This window comes from Terrabacter sp. Soil810, from assembly GCF_001429645.1.
Classification (GTDB): Bacteria; Actinomycetota; Actinomycetes; order Actinomycetales; family Dermatophilaceae; genus Terrabacter.
The window spans coordinates 129,399-147,769 of record NZ_LMSW01000014.1 but is presented as its reverse complement, the minus strand read 5'-3'; the positions used below and the strand labels follow the sequence as shown (position 1 = coordinate 147,769).

The following is an 18,371-nucleotide window of genomic DNA, read 5'->3' as shown; positions in this document are numbered from 1 at the left end:
ACGGCATAACCCACGATCGACGGAACACCTGACAGGAGAACGACACCCATGACAGCCACCCCCACCACAGGTCGCATCACGCAGGAGCAGGTCACCTGGTTCGCGCACACGTTCGACCAGCTGGTCGGCAACATCGAGAAGGCCGTGCTCGGCAAGCAGCACGTCACGCGGCTCGCACTGACCTGCCTGCTGTCCGAGGGCCACATGCTCCTCGAGGACTTCCCCGGCACCGGCAAGACCCAGCTCGCCCGCGCCCTCTCGGCGACCGTGCAGGGCACCCACAGCCGCATCCAGTTCACGCCCGACCTGCTCCCGAGCGACGTCACCGGCGTCACGATCTACGAGCCGACGAAGCAGAGCTTCGAGTTCCACCCGGGCCCGATCTTCGCGACCATCGTGCTCGCCGACGAGATCAACCGCGCCTCGCCCAAGACGCAGTCGGCGCTGCTCGAGGTCATGGAGGAGGGCCGGGTCACCATCGACGGCAAGCCACACTCCGTCGGGGAGCCCTTCATGGTCATCGCGACCCAGAACCCCATCGAGCAGGCCGGCACCTACCGTCTCCCCGAGGCGCAGCTCGACCGCTTCCTCATGAAGGCGAGCGTCGGCTACCCCGACCACGAGGCGACGATCGCCGTGCTCGCCGACGCCAAGACGCGCGACCGCGCCAAGACGCTGAGCCCGCTGATCGCGAGCAACGTCATCGTCGAGATGTCCAAGCTCGCCGACGAGGTGCACGTCGACCCGGCGATCCTCGGCTACGTCAGCCGCATCGCCGAGGAGTCGCGCCGTCACCCGTCGCTCAAGCTCGGCCTGTCGGTCCGTGGCTGCCTCGCCTACGTCCGCTGCGCCAAGACGTGGGCCGCGAGCCAGGGCCGCACCTACGTCGTGCCCGACGACATCAAGCTGCTCGCCGAGCCGATCCTCAGCCACCGCCTGCTGCTGGGCGCCGAGGCGCAGTTCGCCGGAACGACCGTCGAGCAGTGCGTCGACCAGATCCTCGGCGACATCGCGCCGCCGGCCGAGCGCGCCTCGGCCTGACCGCGACCGCAGAAGCAAGCAAGGGGACCGTATGACCCAGCAGGACCAGGGGGCCACGTCGTCGCGTCGCGGCGGCCGCTTCCGTATGCCGTCACGCACGGGAGCGCCGGCCGGTGCCGGCGCGCCCGTGGCGGCGTCCGCGTCGACCGGTGGTCGGGCGCGAGCCGTCGGCTCGACGAGCCGCGGCATCCGCCAGGTCACCGCGCCGATCACGCGGTCGATCGAGCAGGTCGCCGGTCAGACCGAGGGCGTGTGGCGCCCCGTCGCCGGGATCCTTCGCTGGATCTCGCCGCTCGGGTGGACGATCCTCGCGCTCGGTCTCGTGTGCTGGTTCGTCGGGGCCCGCTGGGGCTGGACCGAGCTGCTCATGGTCGCCGCGGCAGCCCTGCTGCTCTTCGCGATCTGCTTCGTGCTCGCCCTCGGTCGCACGAAGGTCCGCATCCTCGCCGAGGTCGACCCGCGTCGGGTCGTCGTCGGTGACCCCGCGACGGGCCGCATCCTCGTCACCAACGAGGCCCGCACCCCGATGCTGCCGATCCTCGTCGAGCTGCCCGTGGGCCTGTCGGCCGCGCGCTTCGTGCTGCCGGCCCTGACCCCGGGCAACGCCCACGAGGAGCTCTTCGTCGTGCCGACCTCGCGGCGCGGCGTCATCCAGGTCGGACCCGCGACGACGGTCCAGGGCGACCCGCTCGGCCTGATGCGCCGCACGCTGACGTGGACCGAGCGCACCGAGCTCTTCGTCCACCCGCGCACCGTCGCGCTCGAGTCGCTCGGCGCCGGCCTGCTGCGCGACCTCGAGGGCAGCACGACCGAGGACGTCTCGATGAGCGACCTCGCCTTCCACGCGCTGCGCGAGTACCAGCCGGGCGACGACCGCCGCTACATCCACTGGCGCAGCTCGGCCAAGGCCGGCAAGCTCCTCGTGCGCCAGTTCCTCGACACCCGCCGGTCGCACGTGACGGTGATCGTCGACCCCGACCCGGAGCAGTACCGCTCGGGTCACGGCAAGACCGGGCAGGCCGACCGCGACGTCGAGCGCGACGTCATGGCCGCGAACGCCCACACGGCGATCCAGGCCGACGTCGAGACGGCCATCTCGGTCGGCAGCTCGATCATGGTCCGCGTCATGCTCGACGAACAGGACTGCACCATCGTCTGCGGTCCGCAGAAGGTGACGAAGTCGGTCCCGCAGGTCGGCCTCGACGCGATGTCCCGGGTCGAGCCCGGTCCCGTCGACCTCTTCACGACCTCTCTCGACGCCGCCGAGCTGGCGCCCGACACGAGCACGTGCTTCATCGTGACCGGTCCGCACCGGCCGTTCATCGAGCTGCAGCGCGCGGCCGGGCAGTTCCCGCCCGAGGTCAGCCGCGTCATCGTCGTCATCGACCCGGAGGCCGACCACGGCATCCGTCGTGGCGGCGGCCTCGTCATCCTCACCCTCGCCACGCTCGAGGACCTCCGCACGCTTCTCGTCTCAGGGGTGGCCCGATGAGCTCTCCGACGTCCCGGGAATCGATCCCGGCCCCGCCGCCCTCCGCACTGGTGACGCCGCCGACCGCGGGCGAGCGCGTCCGCGCCCAGCTGGCCCGACTGCGCCCCACCACCGCCCACCTCGTCGACGCCGGCTTCACGGTCGTGCTCGTCGGGCTCGCCCTCGTCGGCTTCCGCACGACCTTCTTCGGCCTCGGCTGGCTCTGGGTCGGCCTCGCCGGCCTCGTCATCGGCCTCCTCGTCGCCCACGTGACGGCGACCTTCCGGGCACCCGGGATCGTCACGCTGCTCGCGGTCGCGACGGCATACCTCCTCCTCGGCGGACCCGTCGCGATCCGCGAGGATCTCATCGCGGGGTTCATCCCGTCCGGTCAGACGTTCGCGACGCTCGTGCACATGGCGGTGCCCGGCTGGAAGGAGCTGCTCACCGCGCTCCCGCCGGTCGACTCTGAGGGCCCCTACCTGGCCCTGCCGTTCCTCTTCACGCTCGTGGGGGCGGCGCTCACTTACGGCGTCGCCCGCCGCTGGACGGGCGCCGTCACGGCTCTCGTCGCCCCGGTGCTCCTGCTCGTCGCGTCGATCGTGCTCGGCACGCTGACGCCCGCGGCCGTGCTGCTCCAGGGTGCCGTGTTCGCCCTCGTCGCCATCGGGTGGACGGCCCTGCGCAGCAACCGCAACCGCCCCGCGCTGCAGAACGGCGCCGGACGCACGACGCGGGCGGTCACGACCGCCGCCCTGCTCGCCGTCGCCACGGTGGGCGGCTTCTTCGTCGGCCCGATGCTGCCCGGCGCGGACGACGCGGGCCGCACCGTCTTCCGGGCCTCGCTCGTGCCGCCCTTCGACGTGACGCAGTACGCCTCGCCGCTCGCCGGCTTCCGGCAGTACACCGAGCCCAACGGCTCCGAGCTCTTCGACAAGACGCTGCTCACGGTCAAGGGCCTCCCGCAGGGGGTGCCCGTGCGCATCGCGGCGCTCGACTCCTACGACGACTTCGTGTGGGGCGCCGGCAACGTTGCGAACCTCGGCTCGGGTGACGATCCCGAGGGCACGAGCTTCCGCAAGGTCGGCAGCCACATCGCCACCGAGGGCGCCGGCACCCCGGTCACCGCGACCGTGGGCGTGCCGGCCGGGGGCTACAGCGACGTCTGGCTGCCGACCTTCGGCACCGTCACCGGCCTCGAGTTCGGCGGGTCGCGCGGCGACCAGCAGTCCGATGACCTGCGCTTCAACGTCGACACCAACACCGGCGTCCTGCCCGAGAAGCTCCAGGCCGGCGACACCTACACCGTCAGCGCCTTGGCCCAGAAGGTCGACGCCGAGCTGCCCAAGGACGTCGACGTCGCCGACGGCACCGTCGTCGACAGCCAGAACCTCACCTTCATCGACGACAAGATCTCGCCGTGGACCGAACGCGTCGACGGCCAGTGGCAGAAGGTCGTCGCCGTGGCCAAGGCGATGCAGGACGGTGCCTACACCGACGGCGGCGCCCCTGGCGACTACCAGAACGTCTTCCTCCCCGGCCACAGCCTCCGGCGCATGACGCAGTTCATGAAGGCCACGCAGCTGGCCGGCAACGACGAGCAGTACGCCTCCGCGCTGGCGCTCGCGGCGAACCGCCTCGGCCTGCCGGCCCGCGTCGTGCTCGGTGCCGAGCCCGACGCCACCGGCGCCGTCAAGGGCAAGGACGTCCACGCCTGGGTCGAGGTCGCGAGGTCGGACGGCTCGTGGCAGCCGATCTACTGGAAGCAGTTCATCCCCGACCGCAACAAGAAGCCGCAGCAGCTGATCCAGAAGTCCGAGGAGAAGAAGACCGGCGCGCAGGTGCCGCCGCCCGCGGCCAACAACCCGCCGAGCGTCCTCCAGGGGCCCGACCAGGCGCAGAACGCGACCCAGCTCAAGACGCCGCCGAAGGACGACAAGAACCCGCTCGACCCCGACAACTGGCCGGACTGGCTGCGCTGGCTCATCTTCTTCGTCGTGGTCCCGTTGATCGTGCTGCTCCTCGTCTACACCGCGATCCGGGTCGCCAAGTGGCTGCGGCGTCGCCGTCGGCGCACGACCGGAGCGACCGCGACCCGCGTCAGCGGCGGCTGGCGCGAGGTCGTCGACACGGCCCGCGACATGCAGATGCCCTTGCCGGTCAAGGGAACCCGTCTCGAGCAGGCCCATGCCCTCGAGGAGCACGTCTTCGGACCTCCACCCGAGAAGCCCAGCCCCGTCGTCGACGGTGCGCTCATCGGCGCCCCTGCCCCGTCGGGGGGTCACGTCGCCCCGGCCGTCGACACGGAGCCGCTGCCCACCGCGGCGGGCGACGCGCCCGGCCGACAAGGGTTGGCGCTCGTGCCGCTCGCGGCCGCGGCCAACGGGCACGTCTTCGACGTCGCCGAGCCGACGCCCGAGGAGGTCGACGCCTTCTGGGCCGACGTCGAGACGGCGCGCCAGCGGATCCGCAGCGAGCAGGGCTTCTGGCAGAGGCTGCGCGGTGACCTGTCGCTGCGGACCTTCCGCGACCACCTGCCCACTGGGGCCGGCCTCGGTCCGGCCCTCGCACGGACCTCGCGCCGCCAGGGCGGGCCCCAGCAGCCGAGCCGACGCGGCAAGGCCGCCACCAAGGCCGGGATCGGCACGACCGCTCCCACCGAGACCCGATCGAGCCGCCGCGGCGGCGCTGGCGGACGCACGAGCACCGGCAGCGGTGCCGGCAAGAAGGGTGACGCGTGAAGCTGAAGTTCGTCCTCCGGTCGGGAGACCGTGAGACCGACCTCGTCGCGACGACGGACTCCGCCACCACGGTCGGGGACCTCGCGGCCTACCTCGCCGCCGCGGACCCGCACCGGTCGAGCGTGCTCGGGGTCGACACGTCGATGACACTGGCCCTCGTCGACCAGGACATGCGTGGCCTCGACCCGCGCGCGACCGTCGCCGAGAGCGGCCTCCAGTCCGGCATGCGGGTCTCGACGACCCGCGCCGGCGAGGGCTTCGTCGACCGTGGCCGACCCGCCGCCGTCGCCTACATCCGCTCGGGCCCCGACGCAGGGCGCGAGTTCCCGCTCGCCCGCGGGACGGCATACATCGGTCGTGGCCGCGGCTGCGAGGTGCAGCTCTCCGACGAGTCGGTCTCGCGCAAGCACGCCAAGCTCGTCATCCAGGAGGTCGTCGAGGTCGTCGACCTCGGCTCGGCCAACGGCATCACCGCCGGCGGGCAGCAGGTCACCCGCGCCCACCTCAAGAGCGGCGACGTCGTGCGGGTCGGCGACACCGAGCTCGAGGTGCACCTGCAGGGCGACGGCGTCGTGAGCCGTCCCGGCAGCGGTGTGCTCTCGGGCGACGCCGGCACCGTGGCGTTCTCGCGCTCGCCGCGCGTGGCCCCGCTCTTCGCCGGGCAGGAGTTCCAGGTGCCCGACCTGCCCGAGCGGGGCAAGCCCAACCCGATGCCGCTCGTCGCGATGCTCGTGCCGCTGCTCATGGGCATCGTCATGTACCTCATCACCCGCAGCGCCTTCTCGATCATCTTCATGCTGATGATGCCGATGATGATGGCGGGCACCTACTACGAGGCCCGCCGTCAGCAGAAGAAGGACTTCGCGCAGGCGATGGAGGACTTCACGGAGGACCTCGCCCTGCTCTCGCAGCGCATCCGCGGGTCCCTGGAGGTCGAGGGCCACACCCGACGTGGGGAGCACCCCAGCGGCGTCGACTGCCTGACCGCCGTGCGCGACCGCAGCGCGCTGCTCTGGACCCGCCGGCGCGACGGCAACGGCCACGCCGAGCTGCGGCTCGGGCTCGGCACCCGCCCCTCCCGCTCCGCCATCAAGATGCCCGCCGTCGGCCGCTCCAAGGCCGAGGCATGGCTCGAGGTGTCGGAGCAGCTGCACGGCCTCGAGGTCGTGCACGACGTGCCGATCGTCGCGTCGCCGCTGACCGACGGAGCCATCGGAGTGGCGGGCCAGCGCGCCAACGCCCTCGGTGCGGCCCGTTCGGTCGTGCTCCAGACCGCGGCGCTGCACTCGCCTGCCGAGCTCGCCGTCTGCTCCTTCGCCTCCGGCAGCTCGGCCCGCGACTGGGACTTCCTCAAGTGGCTCCCGCACACGACCTCGCCGCACAGCCCCATCGGCACCGACCACCTCGCGGCCAGTGCCCCGGCCTGCTCGGCGCTCGCCGACGCCCTCGAGGACATCATCGAGGCCAAGGGCACCGCTAAGGGCACCGCCCAGGAGCAGGAGCAGGCCGGCGCCGAGCGCCCGACCGTCCTCGTGCTCGTCGAGAGCGACGCCCCCATCGACCGCAGCCGCCTCGTCGCCATCGCCGAGCGCGGCCACCGCCAGGGTGTCGTCGTCGTCTGGGTCGCCGAGACCCAGCAGCTGCTCCCGGCCGCGTGCCACACCTTCCTCGTCGTCAGCGACGACCAGAGCTCCCTTGCCGGCTACGTCCACGCCGGCGAGGAGGTGCAGCCCGTCGCCGTCGACCGCATCGGCTACGACGAGGCGATGGCCTGCGCACGTCAGCTCGCGCCCGTCGTCGACGCCGGCGTGCCCGTCGACGACGCGAGCGACCTGCCGCGGGCCGTCTCGCTCCTCACCCTCGCCGGCACCGACCTCGCGAGCTCCGAGGAGGCCGTCATCGAGAAGTGGGGCGAGTCGCGCTCGATTCTCACCGGCCCGTACGCCCCCGCCGTCCTGCCTCGCAGGCCCGCCAACCTGCGCGCCATCGTGGGCCAGTCGAGCCAGGGCACCTTCTCGGTCGACATCCGCTCCGACGGCCCCCACGCCCTCGTCGGCGGCACGACCGGCGCCGGCAAGTCCGAGCTGCTCCAGGCGTGGATCCTCGGCATGGCCGCAGCGCACTCCCCGCAGCGCGTCACCTTCCTGCTCGTCGACTACAAGGGCGGCTCGGCCTTCCGCGACTGCGTCAAGCTGCCGCACACGGTCGGCCTCGTCACCGACCTGTCGCCGCACCTCGTACGCCGGGCGCTCGCGTCGCTCGCGGCCGAGCTGCACTACCGCGAGCACCTGCTCGCCCGGCACAAGGCCAAGGACCTCGTCGAGCTCGAGCGCCGCGGCGAGGTCGATGCCCCGCCGTCGCTGATCATCGTCGTCGACGAGTTCGCGGCGCTCGTCCAGGAGGTGCCGGAGTTCGTCGACGGCGTCGTCAACGTCGCCCAGCGCGGCCGCTCGCTCGGGCTGCACCTCATCCTCGCGACGCAGCGGCCCGCCGGCGTCATCAAGGACAACCTGCGCGCCAACACCAACCTCCGCATGGCGCTGCGCATGGCCGACGAGAACGACTCCGACGACGTGCTCGGGTCCAAGGAGGCCGCCTTCTTCGACCCCGCGCTGCCCGGCCGTGCCGTGTCCAAGACCGGCCCTGGCCGGCTCGTCCCCTTCCAGACGGGGTATGCCGGTGGGTGGACCTCCGACGTCCCGCCGCCGCCCGACATGAAGGTCGAGACGCTGACCTTCGGCCGCGGCACCGAGTGGGAGCCGCCGCGCGCCGAGGGCGCCGACGAGGCCGCCGACCTCGGGCCCACCGACATCCAGCGGCTCGTCGTCACGCTCGGCCGCGCCGCCCGGGTCGCCGAGCTGCCCAAGCCGCGCAAGCCGTGGCTGCCTGACATGCGCTCGGTCTACGACCTCGCGACCCTGCCGACGCAGCGCCGCGACGACGAGCTCGTCTTCGGTGTCGCCGACGATCCCGACAACCAGGCCCAGCCCGAGATCGCGTTCCGCCCGGACAAGGAGGGCAACATCGCGATCTACGGCACGTCGGGCTCCGGCAAGTCGGTCTTCCTCCGCTCGATGGCGGTCGCGGCCGGCTACACCGTGCGCGGCGGGCCCTGCCACGTCTACGGCCTCGACTTCGGCAACCGTGGCCTCGCGATGCTCGAGTCGCTGCCGCACGTCGGCTCGATCATCCCCGGCGGTGACCACGAGCGCGTCATCCGACTCCTCCGGACGCTGCGCGCGACGATCGACGAGCGGGCCTCGCGCTACTCGGCCGTCAGCGCCGCGACGATCACCGACTACCGGCGCCTCGCCGGCCGCCCCGACGAGCCGCGCGTCATCGTCCTCATCGACAACATGACCGCCTTTCGTCAGGCCTACGAGGTCGGCGGTCGCTTCCAGTGGCTCGACATGCTGGCCGGGCTCGCCGCCGACGGGCGCCCCGTCGGCGTCCACTTCATCATCGCCTCCGACCAGCGCACCGGCCTGCCGACCAACCTCGCGGCCGCCGTGCAGGGCCGGATCATCCTGCGCATGAGCAACGTCGACGACTACTCCGTCTTCGGCGTGCCCGGTGACGTGCTGACGATGGCCTCGCCCTCCGGCCGTGGCCTCATGTCCGGCTCCGAGGTGCAGGTCGCGGTGCTCGGCGGCTCGTCCGACGTCACGGTGCAGGCCGCCGCGATCCAGGCCTTCGCCGACGCGACGCGCAAGGCCGGCGTCAGCCAGGCGCCGCCGATCGAGAGCCTCGCAGAGGTCATCCCGGTCGGCGACCTCCCGTCGGAGCTCGGCGGTCGTCCCGTCGTGGGTGTCGCCTCCTCGACGCTCGAGCCGATCGGCTTCGACCCGAAGGGCACGTTCATCGTCACCGGTCCCTCCGGCTCGGGACGCACGACGGCGGTCGCGACGACCGCGGCCGGCCTCTTCCGGTTCAGCTCCGGCTCGGCGCTCTACCTCATGACGCCGCGCCGAACGTCGGAGCTGCTCGACCTCGGGATCTGGGCCGAGACGGCCGTCGGCGGAGAGGCCACCGCTGCACTCGCAGCCCGGCTCGCGGCCGAGATCGAGGAGGGACGCGTCACGCGGCCCATCGCGGTCTTCGTCGAGCGCATCGACGATCTCGCGCCGTCGGGCGCCGAGAACGCCCTGACCACCCTGACCAAGGCCTGCGTCGACGACGACCAGCTCGTCGTCGCCGAGGGCGAGGCGGCCTTCTTCAGCAGCAACTTCGGGCTCCAGGCCCTGCTCAAGACGTCGCGCTCGGGCCTCGCCCTTCACCCCGACGGCAACGAGGGGCTCTCGGTCTTCAAGGCCAACCTCCCCGCCCTCAACCGGGCAGAGCTCCCCCCGGGCCGCGGGTTCATCATCGAGAAGGGCCGTTTCGAGCTGGTCCAGGTGGCCCTCCCATGACACCCCCCTCGCAACACACCCAGAAGGTCACCACACACCGGGATCGGATGCCGGTGAGTTGCGACCTACTCGGTGTGTTGCGGAGTCGGGCGTGGGGTCGTGACGGGACCAGAAGCGTTGGGGCACCAGGGATTCGGGGAGGCACACGGCATACGCCATCGGTGCCGCACAAGGCCCTCGGATCATGGGGAGTGCTCCCCATCGACACCCCCTGAGGGCTGACATAGGTTTCTGCATGTCGACGAAAGCCGCCCAGCGGGACGAACCGCCCGGGGCACGGACGTCGAGGAGTTGGCACAGCGCGGGCCTGCACGGTTGGTCCGGAAGAGAACTTCCCGAATCAGTCGGGGGAACACAGGCGAAGGAGAATGTCATGGCTTGGCTCGGTATGAACGACGATGAGGTCAACGCCCAGGGCAACGTCCTGCAGCAGCAGGCGGAGGCCATCCAGAAGCTCATCACCAAGGTCGACCAGGAGGTCGAGTCCCTGAAGCAGAACTGGCAGGGTGACGACTCCAAGCAGTTCGAGCAGGAGTGGACCGGCACGCACCGCCCCGAGCTCCAGAAGGCCCAGAAGCTGCTCACCGAGATGAAGTCGACGATCGACCACGAGGTCCAGCAGCAGCGCAGCACCTCGTCGCAGTACTGACCCACCTCATCTCGCTCACGACCAACACACGCAGACTTCTGAAGGGGAACTGACATGGCTGTTTACAAGAAGGGTATGAACGCCGACGCGGTGTCCGCGTCCGGTGACAAGCTCGTCGGCTACAAGGGCGAGCTCGACGGCATCGTCGAGGCCGTCAACGGCGCCGTCTCCACGATCAAGAGCAACTGGGGCGGCACGGACGCCGACCGCTTCCAGAGCGACTGGCACGGCCAGCGCCAGGTCGTCTCGGCCGCCGGCGACAAGCTCGACGCCATGGGCAAGAAGTGCAAGACCAACGCCGAGTCGCAGAAGCAGACGTCGTCGAAGTGAGCCCGGCTGCCGCGTGAGCACGGCTCCGCAGCACCCGTCGCGAAGGGTGGTCGCTCCCGAACAGGGGAGGAGCGGCCACCCTTTCGCATATCCGGGCCACAGGACGTATCAATTCGCTTGACAGCCGCGTCTGCCCGGTGTGAGACCTAGACTGAGCACCCAGAGGAGGGGCGACGCATGGGCGGACCTGGTGAACTCACCGAGCTGGTCGCCCGCGCCTCCCACGGAGAAGCCGCGGCGTGGAACGCCATCGTCGACCGCTTCGCGCCGTTGCTCTGGGGCGTCGCCCGCGGCTACCGGCTCCGCCAGGAGGACGCCGCCGACGTCGTGCAGAACACGTGGCTCAAGCTCCTCGACCACCTCGACTCGATCAAGCAGCCCGAGGCGTTGGCCGGATGGCTGTCGACGACGGCCCAGCACGAGGCCCTGGCGGTCCTGCGCAAGGGCAAGCGCGAGCACCTCGTGCGCGACGACGACCTCGCGACGAACGTGCCCGACGAACAGGCGCTCGCCCTGGACGCGGCGCTGCTCGACGACGAGCGCGACGGCGAGCTCTGGACGTGCTTCGGCCACCTGTCGGAACCCTGTCAGGTGCTCCTCCGGGCGCTCATGGCGAGTGATCGCCCGAACTACAAGGTCATCTCGGAGGCGCTCGGGATGGCGGTCGGCTCGATCGGGCCGACGCGGATGCGCTGCCTCGACAAGCTCAGGGAGATCGTCCGGAAGTCCGGATCCGACCTCGACACGGAAAGGGGGGCGTGATGACTGACCACGACCTGCACGTCGACGACGCGGAGCTCCTCGCGCGCCTGCGGCGGATCGCCGACACGGTCGACCCCGTCCCCGAAGACGTCGTCGAGCTCGGCCGGGCCGCGTTCGAGCTGCGGCACACCGACGCCATCCTCATGACCATGGCGGCCGAGGCGCTCTCCGGTGCCGACCTCCGCGCCGCCGGCGACCAGGGCTCGAGTCGCCTGCACGTCTTCGAGCACGACGGCGTCTCGATCGAGGTCGAGGTGACCGCTCGCGGCGAGTTCGCCCGGGCTGTCGGCATCGTCGACGACTCGTCGGGCGCCGACCTGTCGGGAGCCCACGTCTCCGTCGAGACGACGTCGTCGTCGATGACTGTGGACCTCGAAGGGGGCCGTTTCACGGTCGAGCGCGTGCCGCTGAGGCTGGCCCGTATCGTGCTGGAGCGATCCGGCGAGCGTCTCATGGTCACACCGTGGTTCGACGTCGGCTGAGCACCGCGCTCAGGCACCCCACGCCGTGAACGACGCCGCCGTCGCGGCGCGGAGCGGATCGCCGACAGCCTCGGTGCGGGCCTCGAGCCAGCCCTCCGCGACCGAGCCCGTGCGCTCGGCCACGCGGTGGACGTCCTCCATGATCCGCAAGCAGCCCTGGTCGTTGACGGGCACGACACTGGCCAGTACGACGGAGGTGCCCATGCCGAGCAGGTTGGCGACGAGTCCGAGCGCCTCGTAGGGGCCGATCGAGGCCGCGCCACCCGAGTCGCAGGCAGAAAGCACGAACGAGCGAGGAGGCTCGCGCAGCTCACGCAGGTCGTGCACGGTGAGCGGCCCGTCCGCCATCTGCAGCGACGAGAACAGGGGCGCGTCGGCGCGGAAGACCCCGTGGGCCGCGATGTGTGCGAGGGATGACCCGTCGATGGCCTCGATGGCCGCGGCGACGGTGGCCTCTTCGGCGTGCAGGACCCGTGCCTGCCGGTGGATCGCGCTGAGGCCGGTCACCTCCGCCTCACGGCTCGTCAGGTTCGGACCCGTCACGAGCGCCACCTCGCCACCTTGGCCGCCTTCGCCGCCTTGGCCGCCTTGGCCGCCTTGGCCGCCTTGCCCAACGGCCCGGCGACGGGCCCGCAACCACTGGCTCACCGACGGGCTCACGGTGAGCACGACGTCACGAAAATCGGGAAGCAGCCCCCACGGAGCGGTCAGGAGGTGGGCCGGGGGAACGACGACGACGCGCGAGGGCTGTCCTGGGAGGACTCGTGTCGGGCCGAGCAGGGCGTCCCGAAGCAGCCGCGCCGCGGTGTCGAGGTCGACCGGTCGCCCGTGTGCCGCCCGACGCAGGGTGAGGCGCGCGAAGTCGGCCTCGCGCTCGGCGCCCGCCGTGGGACCGGCGACGGTGTGCCGGACCCGACCTCGGGACACGGTGAGGACGTGCAGTGTTCCTCGCTCGTCGACGATGTCAACGAGGACACCGTCGTCCTCGAGGGCGGCGAAGACCTCCTCCAGGTCCACGCGTGAACCTGCCTGCCGGCCGGGTGAGCCGACGACCCGGTGGCTGCCCGACGCTCTCTGGTGGCGGTACGCACGTCGTAGACCGTTCTCGAGCCGAGCACGTTCGCGCACCAGGCCGGCGGCCGTGACGGCGCCGGCGTCGAGCGAGCTGAGTCGGCGGGTGACGTCGCGCAGCGCCGCCAGGTCACGGCGGAGCCCCGGGTCGTCAGCCCGCGTGGCGCCGTCGAAAGCGGCAGCACGCCACCGCTCGGCCCACCACAGCAGCTCGCGCGGACGGTGCGAGCGCACGGCTTCGTCGACCGCGAGCCGCGAGAACTCGATCCCGTGCCCGCTCGCGAGCGCCCGCAGCTCGATGTCGCCCAGCCCGTCGCGGTGCTCGTCCACGGCGTCCAGTCCTCGGCGGCAGGCGAGGTAGATGCCGCGCCGATCACGGCGGTGGACGGCGAGCAGGGCGGCGGCGAGCCAGCCGGCCGCGCGTGACAGGGGCGCCCCGACCCGACGTGTGGCAGCCGCTTCCTCCAGAGCAGCGGTCGCCTCGTCGCCGCGTCCTGCGTCCCCGCAGATGCGTCCGTGCAGCACCAGTGCCACGGGAAGCTCGCCGGCGTCCGACGAGCGCATCGAGTCGACCAGGGCCGACGACTCGCGCAGGAGCATCTCCTTGCGCCGCGCACGCGCTGTCGGGCTGCGCAGGGGTCTCTGCGCCTCGTCGATCATCCACGGTCCTGACTCGGGGTGGTCGGCGACGTAACGGGCACGCAGTCGCAGCAGCAGCGCCCGGTCCTGCCAGGCCGGACGCCGCTGGGAGGCGAAGAGCCTTGCCGCCTTGTCGGCCATGCCCTCGGCGGCGACGACGTCTCCCGTCCCCAGCGCGGCGCGGGCTGCGACGAGCAGCATCTCGGCCCGACGAACCGGGGCCAGGTCCGGCTCGGCCAGCGTCCGCGCGGACAGGGCCAACGCCTCCTCCGTGAGGCCCGCCGTGAGCAACGTGTGGACCTTGTCGATGGTGAGGTCGTGACGGATGTTGCCCAGTTCAACATACCGGTCCGCGGCCCGGTCCAGCAGCGTCAGCGCCTCGGGCAGGTCGCCACGGTCATGCGCTGCGAGCGCGCGGTTGTGCATCGACTGGGCCTCCTCCCAGTCCTGCCCGATGGTGCGGAAGAGCTCCTCGGCCCTGCGCGCATCGGCGTCCGCGGCCTCGGTCTCGCCGAGTGCCAGGAGGGCGTCGAAGCGGTTGTTGTAGGCGCGGGCCTCCCAGAGCGTGTCGTGGTTCCAGTGCAGGCCGCCGATGGCTCGGCTGGCGTCGTCGACGGCCTCTCGGTAGCGCGCCAGCATGGTGAGCACGTGCGCCCGACGCAGATACAGCCGGGGAAGCTCGCGCGGCGGCGTGATCGGGACGGCCTCCTCCAGGCGACGGAGCGCCTCGTCGGTCCGCCCGGCATACGCCAGGACGACTCCCAGCGTCGCGAGCACGTCCGCCTGTCGATCCAGCGTCACCCGGCGAGCGTGCCGGAGGGCCAGGAAGCCGTGCCTGACCGCGTCGTCCATGTGTCCGCTGTCACGGTTGACGATGGCCAGAGCCTGGTGGGCGACGGAGAGGTCGCCGGACTGTGCCGAGGACCCGATGACGACGGTCGCGCTCTGCGTGGCCGCACGAGGGTCCGAGATGGCCAGGGCCAGCAGACTCTCGGCGAGCGTCCGCGTGGCAGCGGACAGCTCCGACGCGGAACCCGCCCGCCGAGAGGCCACGGGAGGAGTATCAGACCGTCGCCGTGCCGCATCTGGGCTCATGCCAACATCCTCGACCCCAAAGGAGGCCGACATGGCCGCATCGTGGTGGACCACTGCAGTTCCGAACCCGCCCCAACGAGACCGGTACCGGGCGCAGATCGACAAGATGATCACCCGCTTCAACGGCCGGGTGGCTCCCTTCCCGCAGGTCGCGGACCTCGCGGACGCCGTCTTCCTGCACAGCACGCAGCACGTATTGGCTCGCGACGACGGGAACCTTCCGCAGGTGCTCGGTGCCCTGAACCTGACCCCGGCGAGTGTCGACCGACCCGTCGCGGGACTGGCCCGCGTCCGACTCGATGCGGGAACCACTGCACCGCAGGCGATTCAGCGGGTCGAGACGGCAGCCGGGACGAGGCTGGCCGTCTTCGACCGCGTCGTGCACATCGCGTCCGCGAGCGCGTGCCCCGCCACCGAGCCGGAGGCAACGGCCAGCCGGTCGCCCGTGCCACCTTCCAACGGCAAGCCCGTGCCGTTGCGGGCGGTGCACGTGGCGATCATCGACACCGGCCTCCCGCCCCGTGCCGGCGGCGGGACGATGTCGCTCGACCAGTGGCCCTGGATGCAGAACGTCACCGGCGGCCCGGAAGACTCCAGCCACGCGGGCCACTACAAGGGTCACGGTCTCTTCGTGGCCGGTGTGCTGGCGGCGGTCGCACGAGCGGCAACCATCAAGGTGCACCCGTTCATCTTCACGAACGGGGGACAGCTCGAGAGCGACCTCGTCGGTCTCATCGCCAAGGCAGCGTCGGAGAACCCGAGGCCCGACATCATCAGCATGTCGGCCGGCACGTCGTTGCACGGTCCCGCGATCGGCGTCGACACGGATCCCCTGCTCGGCTTCGACGCGCTGGGGCAGCACCTGGCGCAGCAGGGAACGCTGCTCGTCTGCGCAGCGGGCAACGACGCAGGTCCCGGCCCGTTCGAACCAGCCAGCCTCGGGTGGCCCGTGGCCGTCGGCGCCCTGAACGCCGACGGCTCGCTGGCGGGGTACAGCAACCGGGGCCCGTGGGTCGACGTCTATGCGCGGGGGACCGACGTCGTCAACGCGTTCAAGAACGGGGCCTACGTCTACGAGGAGCCGCCGCGCGCCGGCGGACCCGCACTCGTCGTGAACAACTGGCTCGCTTCGTGGACCGGGACGTCTTTCGCGACCCCGATCGTGGCCGGTGCCATCGCCAACCGCATGGCGGTCCACAACGAGACGGCAGCGGTGGCGTGGGCGGCGATCAAGCTCGCCGCGGACCAGCAGGCTGGTGCAGGTGGGCTGCCGACGATTCCTTGACCCGGCGCCTCTGCGGCACATGTCCGAAACCGCGGACATGTGCCGTATCGGCGCGAGACCATGGACGACGGTGGGCTGACGCCCACCTGACGGGACGTCGAACAGGGCAACACAGGGTCTTCGACAGGTCTCGGGGGAGGGGTATCAGACCCACGCGCTGCCGCGTCTGGCTCGGTGACCCCGACCCCCTCGACCTCACGGAGGCTCACATGGCCACGGACAACGAGTCGAAACGCACCACCAGCAGACGCCGGCGCCCGCGCCCGGCTGCCGGAAAGGACTGGGATCGCGAGCGCTACCGCGCCCAGATCGAGCAGATGCTCCGGGACGTGAACAATGAGACGTTCAACAGCTCGCGCAAGGTCCGGGTCATTCCCTACCCGGAGAGCAAGGACCTCGCCGACACCCGTTTCCTCCACCGCGAGGACACCATCCTCACCAGGGACTCCACCGCGGCGGAGGTGCGCCGAATCCTCGGCATCGCTGCCCCTCGGCGGCCTGGCCGCCGTCCGGACCCTCGCCTGCCCGCGCAGATCCGAGGACTGACCGTGCTCACGGTTCCCAAGGGGGAGACCGCCGTATCCGCCGTCCAAGCTGTCAACGCGGTTCTGGGTCGTGGGGTCGCCACCCTGGATCGAGTCCTGCACCTCACGTCTTCCAGCGCGTGCCCCGCCACTGAACCCATTCCCGCCTCCGGGGTACCGGTGCCGGGCATCTCTCGGCACCGGAAGCTCGGGCGCGGTGTCAAGGTCGCCGTCATCGACACAGGTCTACACGCCTCGACAAGGGCGTTGGCACCCGAGCACTGGCTCGAGGGTGTGGATGGGGGGCTTGAACCAGCCTCTATTGCCGGCCACTACGTCGGTCATGGAGAGTTCGTTGCCGGGGTCCTGCGCACCATGGCACCGTCCGCAGAGGTCTACGTCCACCCCTTCTTCTTCACGAGCGGCGGCGTGATCGAGAGCGACCTGGCTCCACTTCTCGTCCACGCGCTGGCGACGAGCCCGGACATCATCAGCATGTCCGCTGGGATCGACCTGTCACCTGAGGGGCTGGCGGACCTCAACAGCACGGCGCAGGTCGACGACCTCTCGGACGCGCTCATATCCCTCGAGGCGTTCTACGAGGAGCACCTCAAGTGCTCTGCGACGCTGTTGGTCTGCGCGGCCGGGAACGACGGCAACAGAGGGCCGTTCGCACCCGCGAGCACGTGTTGGGCTGTGGCCGTCGGCGCGCTGGATGCTCAAGGTAGGCGCGCGGACTACAGCAACAGGGGTCCGTGGGTCGATGTGTACGCGCGCGGCTCGGACATGGTCAACGCGTACCCCGACGGGTCGTACACCTACACCGAGGACGAGGGTCTCATCGGTTCTACCGCGTACTTCACCCACGGCTTGGCGCGGTGGAGCGGAACGTCCTTCTCGACCCCCCTCGTCGCCGGACTCGTGGCGGCTCGGATGTCCTGGAGTGGCGAGCCGCCACGCGAGGCGTGGGAGCAGCTGCTCGCCAACGCAAGAGTGCGCAGGGGGATGAGAGTGTTGCGACCTGGCGACGCAGACCGGGGCGTGAATCCTCCGCGCGTGTGGAGAGGTTGACGGCTTTCGAGAACGCGGGTGACGCCGGTGGTCCGGTCGGCACGGACGTGACCACCGGCGCCGCGCCGCCGCGGTTCAGGCGGGGGCCGTGGTGAAGCGCAGGTAGGGCTTGACCTCGTCGACGGCGTCGTCGCCGAAGCGCTCGCGGGCGTCGGCCGTCGACACCGTCGGGGCGACGATGACCTTCTGGCCCTCGCGCCAGTCGGCCGGCGTCGAGAAGGGACCGCTGTCGGTGAGCTGGAGCGCGTCGACGGCGCGGAGGATCTCGTCGAAGTTGCGGCCGACGCTCTTGGGGTAGGTCAGCGACAGGCGCACCTTGTGGTTCGGGTCGATGATGAAGACCGAGCGCACGCCCGAGGTGTCGCCCTCACCCGGGTGGATCATGTCGTAGAGCTCGGAGACCTGTCGGGAGTCGTCGGCGATGATCGGGTAGCCGACGGTCGCGCCGCTGACCTCCTCGATGTCGCCCTTCCACTCCTCGTGCTGCTCGATCGGGTCGACCGACACGGCGAGCACCTTGACGCCGCGCTTGGTCCACTCGTCGTCGAGGGCGGCGACGCGGCCGAGCTCGGTGGTGCAGACCGGCGTGAAGTCGGCCGGGTGGCTGAAGAGGACGGCCCAGCTGGCGTCCTTCCAGTCGTGGAAGCGGATCGGGCCCTCGGTGGTCGTGGCCTCGAAGTCGGGGGCGATCTCGCCCAGTCGCGGTGTTGCCATTGGCTCGTCCTCTCGCGGTCGGGCGCACGGCGCGCCCCGGTCTGCGACTCATTGTCGCCACAGGACCATGCATCGCGTTATGGGTGT

12 protein-coding genes are annotated in these 18,371 nt (G+C 71.2%); 10 read left to right on the top strand and 2 right to left on the bottom strand.

Features of this window, described 5'->3' with window-relative positions; all coding sequences use genetic code 11:
• Positions 1–48: 48 nt before the first annotated feature.
• The 8 genes from ASG96_RS19060 to ASG96_RS19025 all read left to right on the top strand — a co-directional run bounded on the left by ASG96_RS19060 (position 49) and on the right by ASG96_RS19025 (position 11,885).
• On the top strand, positions 49–1,041 hold the full coding sequence (locus ASG96_RS19060; protein WP_056750238.1) for a MoxR family ATPase: 993 nt from the start codon (positions 49–51) through the stop codon (positions 1,039–1,041).
• A 31-nt stretch (positions 1,042–1,072) separates the two neighbouring features.
• Entirely contained in the window at positions 1,073–2,533 is a 1,461-nt protein-coding gene (locus ASG96_RS19055) for a DUF58 domain-containing protein (protein WP_057588977.1), read from the top strand.
• Positions 2,530–5,253 carry a transglutaminase domain-containing protein gene (locus ASG96_RS19050; RefSeq protein WP_082588386.1) on the top strand — a complete coding sequence of 908 codons (2,724 nt, stop codon included), beginning with the start codon at positions 2,530–2,532 and terminating at the stop codon, positions 5,251–5,253. Before ASG96_RS19055 ends, ASG96_RS19050 begins: the two co-directional genes overlap by 4 nt.
• A complete protein-coding gene (locus ASG96_RS19045; protein WP_056750246.1) occupies positions 5,250–9,662 on the top strand; it encodes an FtsK/SpoIIIE domain-containing protein in 4,413 nt (1,470 codons plus the stop codon). Before ASG96_RS19050 ends, ASG96_RS19045 begins: the two co-directional genes overlap by 4 nt.
• Positions 9,663–10,035: 373 nt before the next feature.
• A complete protein-coding gene (locus tag ASG96_RS23665) occupies positions 10,036–10,311 on the top strand; it encodes a WXG100 family type VII secretion target (RefSeq protein ID WP_081633740.1) in 276 nt (91 codons plus the stop codon).
• Positions 10,312–10,365: 54 nt separating this feature from the next.
• Positions 10,366–10,641 (top strand): WXG100 family type VII secretion target, encoded by a 276-nt coding sequence (locus ASG96_RS19035; protein ID WP_157611030.1) that lies wholly within the window; start codon positions 10,366–10,368, stop codon positions 10,639–10,641.
• A 177-nt stretch (positions 10,642–10,818) separates the two neighbouring features.
• A complete protein-coding gene (locus tag ASG96_RS19030) occupies positions 10,819–11,403 on the top strand; it encodes an RNA polymerase sigma factor (protein ID WP_056750252.1) in 585 nt (194 codons plus the stop codon).
• On the top strand, positions 11,403–11,885 hold the full coding sequence (locus tag ASG96_RS19025; protein WP_056750255.1) for a hypothetical protein: 483 nt from the start codon (positions 11,403–11,405) through the stop codon (positions 11,883–11,885). The genes ASG96_RS19030 and ASG96_RS19025 overlap by 1 nt, the downstream gene beginning before the upstream one ends.
• A gap of 9 nt (positions 11,886–11,894) precedes the next feature.
• Here the strand turns inward: ASG96_RS19025 and ASG96_RS19020 are convergent, their stop codons facing one another.
• The gene (locus ASG96_RS19020) at positions 11,895–14,648 is read right to left on the bottom strand and encodes a CHAT domain-containing protein (RefSeq protein WP_235506334.1); all 2,754 of its coding nucleotides are present in this window, start codon (positions 14,646–14,648) and stop codon (positions 11,895–11,897) included.
• A 73-nt stretch (positions 14,649–14,721) separates the two neighbouring features.
• On the opposite strand from ASG96_RS19020, the gene ASG96_RS19015 reads away from it, so the two are divergent.
• Complete coding sequence (locus ASG96_RS19015; protein ID WP_162260158.1) at positions 14,722–15,975, top strand: S8/S53 family peptidase; 1,254 nt, start codon at positions 14,722–14,724, stop codon at positions 15,973–15,975.
• Between the two features lie 209 nt (positions 15,976–16,184).
• Positions 16,185–17,570, top strand: coding sequence for a S8/S53 family peptidase (locus ASG96_RS19010; protein WP_057588976.1), 1,386 nt, complete (start codon positions 16,185–16,187; stop codon positions 17,568–17,570).
• Positions 17,571–17,645: 75 nt separating this feature from the next.
• Here the strand turns inward: ASG96_RS19010 and ASG96_RS19005 are convergent, their stop codons facing one another.
• On the bottom strand, positions 17,646–18,284 hold the full coding sequence (locus ASG96_RS19005) for a peroxiredoxin (RefSeq protein ID WP_056750262.1): 639 nt from the start codon (positions 18,282–18,284) through the stop codon (positions 17,646–17,648).
• Positions 18,285–18,371 lie beyond the last annotated feature (87 nt).

What these genes read in the sequence shown, in the direction of transcription:
- ASG96_RS19060 (WP_056750238.1), top strand. Translation starts at nt 49, where the DNA reads ATGACAGCCACCCCCACCACAGGTCGCATCACGCAGGAGCAGGTCACC.
- ASG96_RS19055 (WP_057588977.1), top strand. Translation starts at nt 1,073, where the DNA reads ATGACCCAGCAGGACCAGGGGGCCACGTCGTCGCGTCGCGGCGGCCGC.
- ASG96_RS19050 (WP_082588386.1), top strand. Translation starts at nt 2,530, where the DNA reads ATGAGCTCTCCGACGTCCCGGGAATCGATCCCGGCCCCGCCGCCCTCC.
- ASG96_RS23665 (WP_081633740.1), top strand. Translation starts at nt 10,036, where the DNA reads ATGGCTTGGCTCGGTATGAACGACGATGAGGTCAACGCCCAGGGCAAC.
- ASG96_RS19035 (WP_157611030.1), top strand. Translation starts at nt 10,366, where the DNA reads ATGGCTGTTTACAAGAAGGGTATGAACGCCGACGCGGTGTCCGCGTCC.
- ASG96_RS19030 (WP_056750252.1), top strand. Translation starts at nt 10,819, where the DNA reads ATGGGCGGACCTGGTGAACTCACCGAGCTGGTCGCCCGCGCCTCCCAC.
- ASG96_RS19025 (WP_056750255.1), top strand. Translation starts at nt 11,403, where the DNA reads ATGACTGACCACGACCTGCACGTCGACGACGCGGAGCTCCTCGCGCGC.
- ASG96_RS19015 (WP_162260158.1), top strand. Translation starts at nt 14,722, where the DNA reads ATGGCCGCATCGTGGTGGACCACTGCAGTTCCGAACCCGCCCCAACGA.
- ASG96_RS19010 (WP_057588976.1), top strand. Translation starts at nt 16,185, where the DNA reads ATGGCCACGGACAACGAGTCGAAACGCACCACCAGCAGACGCCGGCGC.
- ASG96_RS19005 (WP_056750262.1), bottom strand. Translation starts at nt 18,284, where the DNA reads ATGGCAACACCGCGACTGGGCGAGATCGCCCCCGACTTCGAGGCCACG.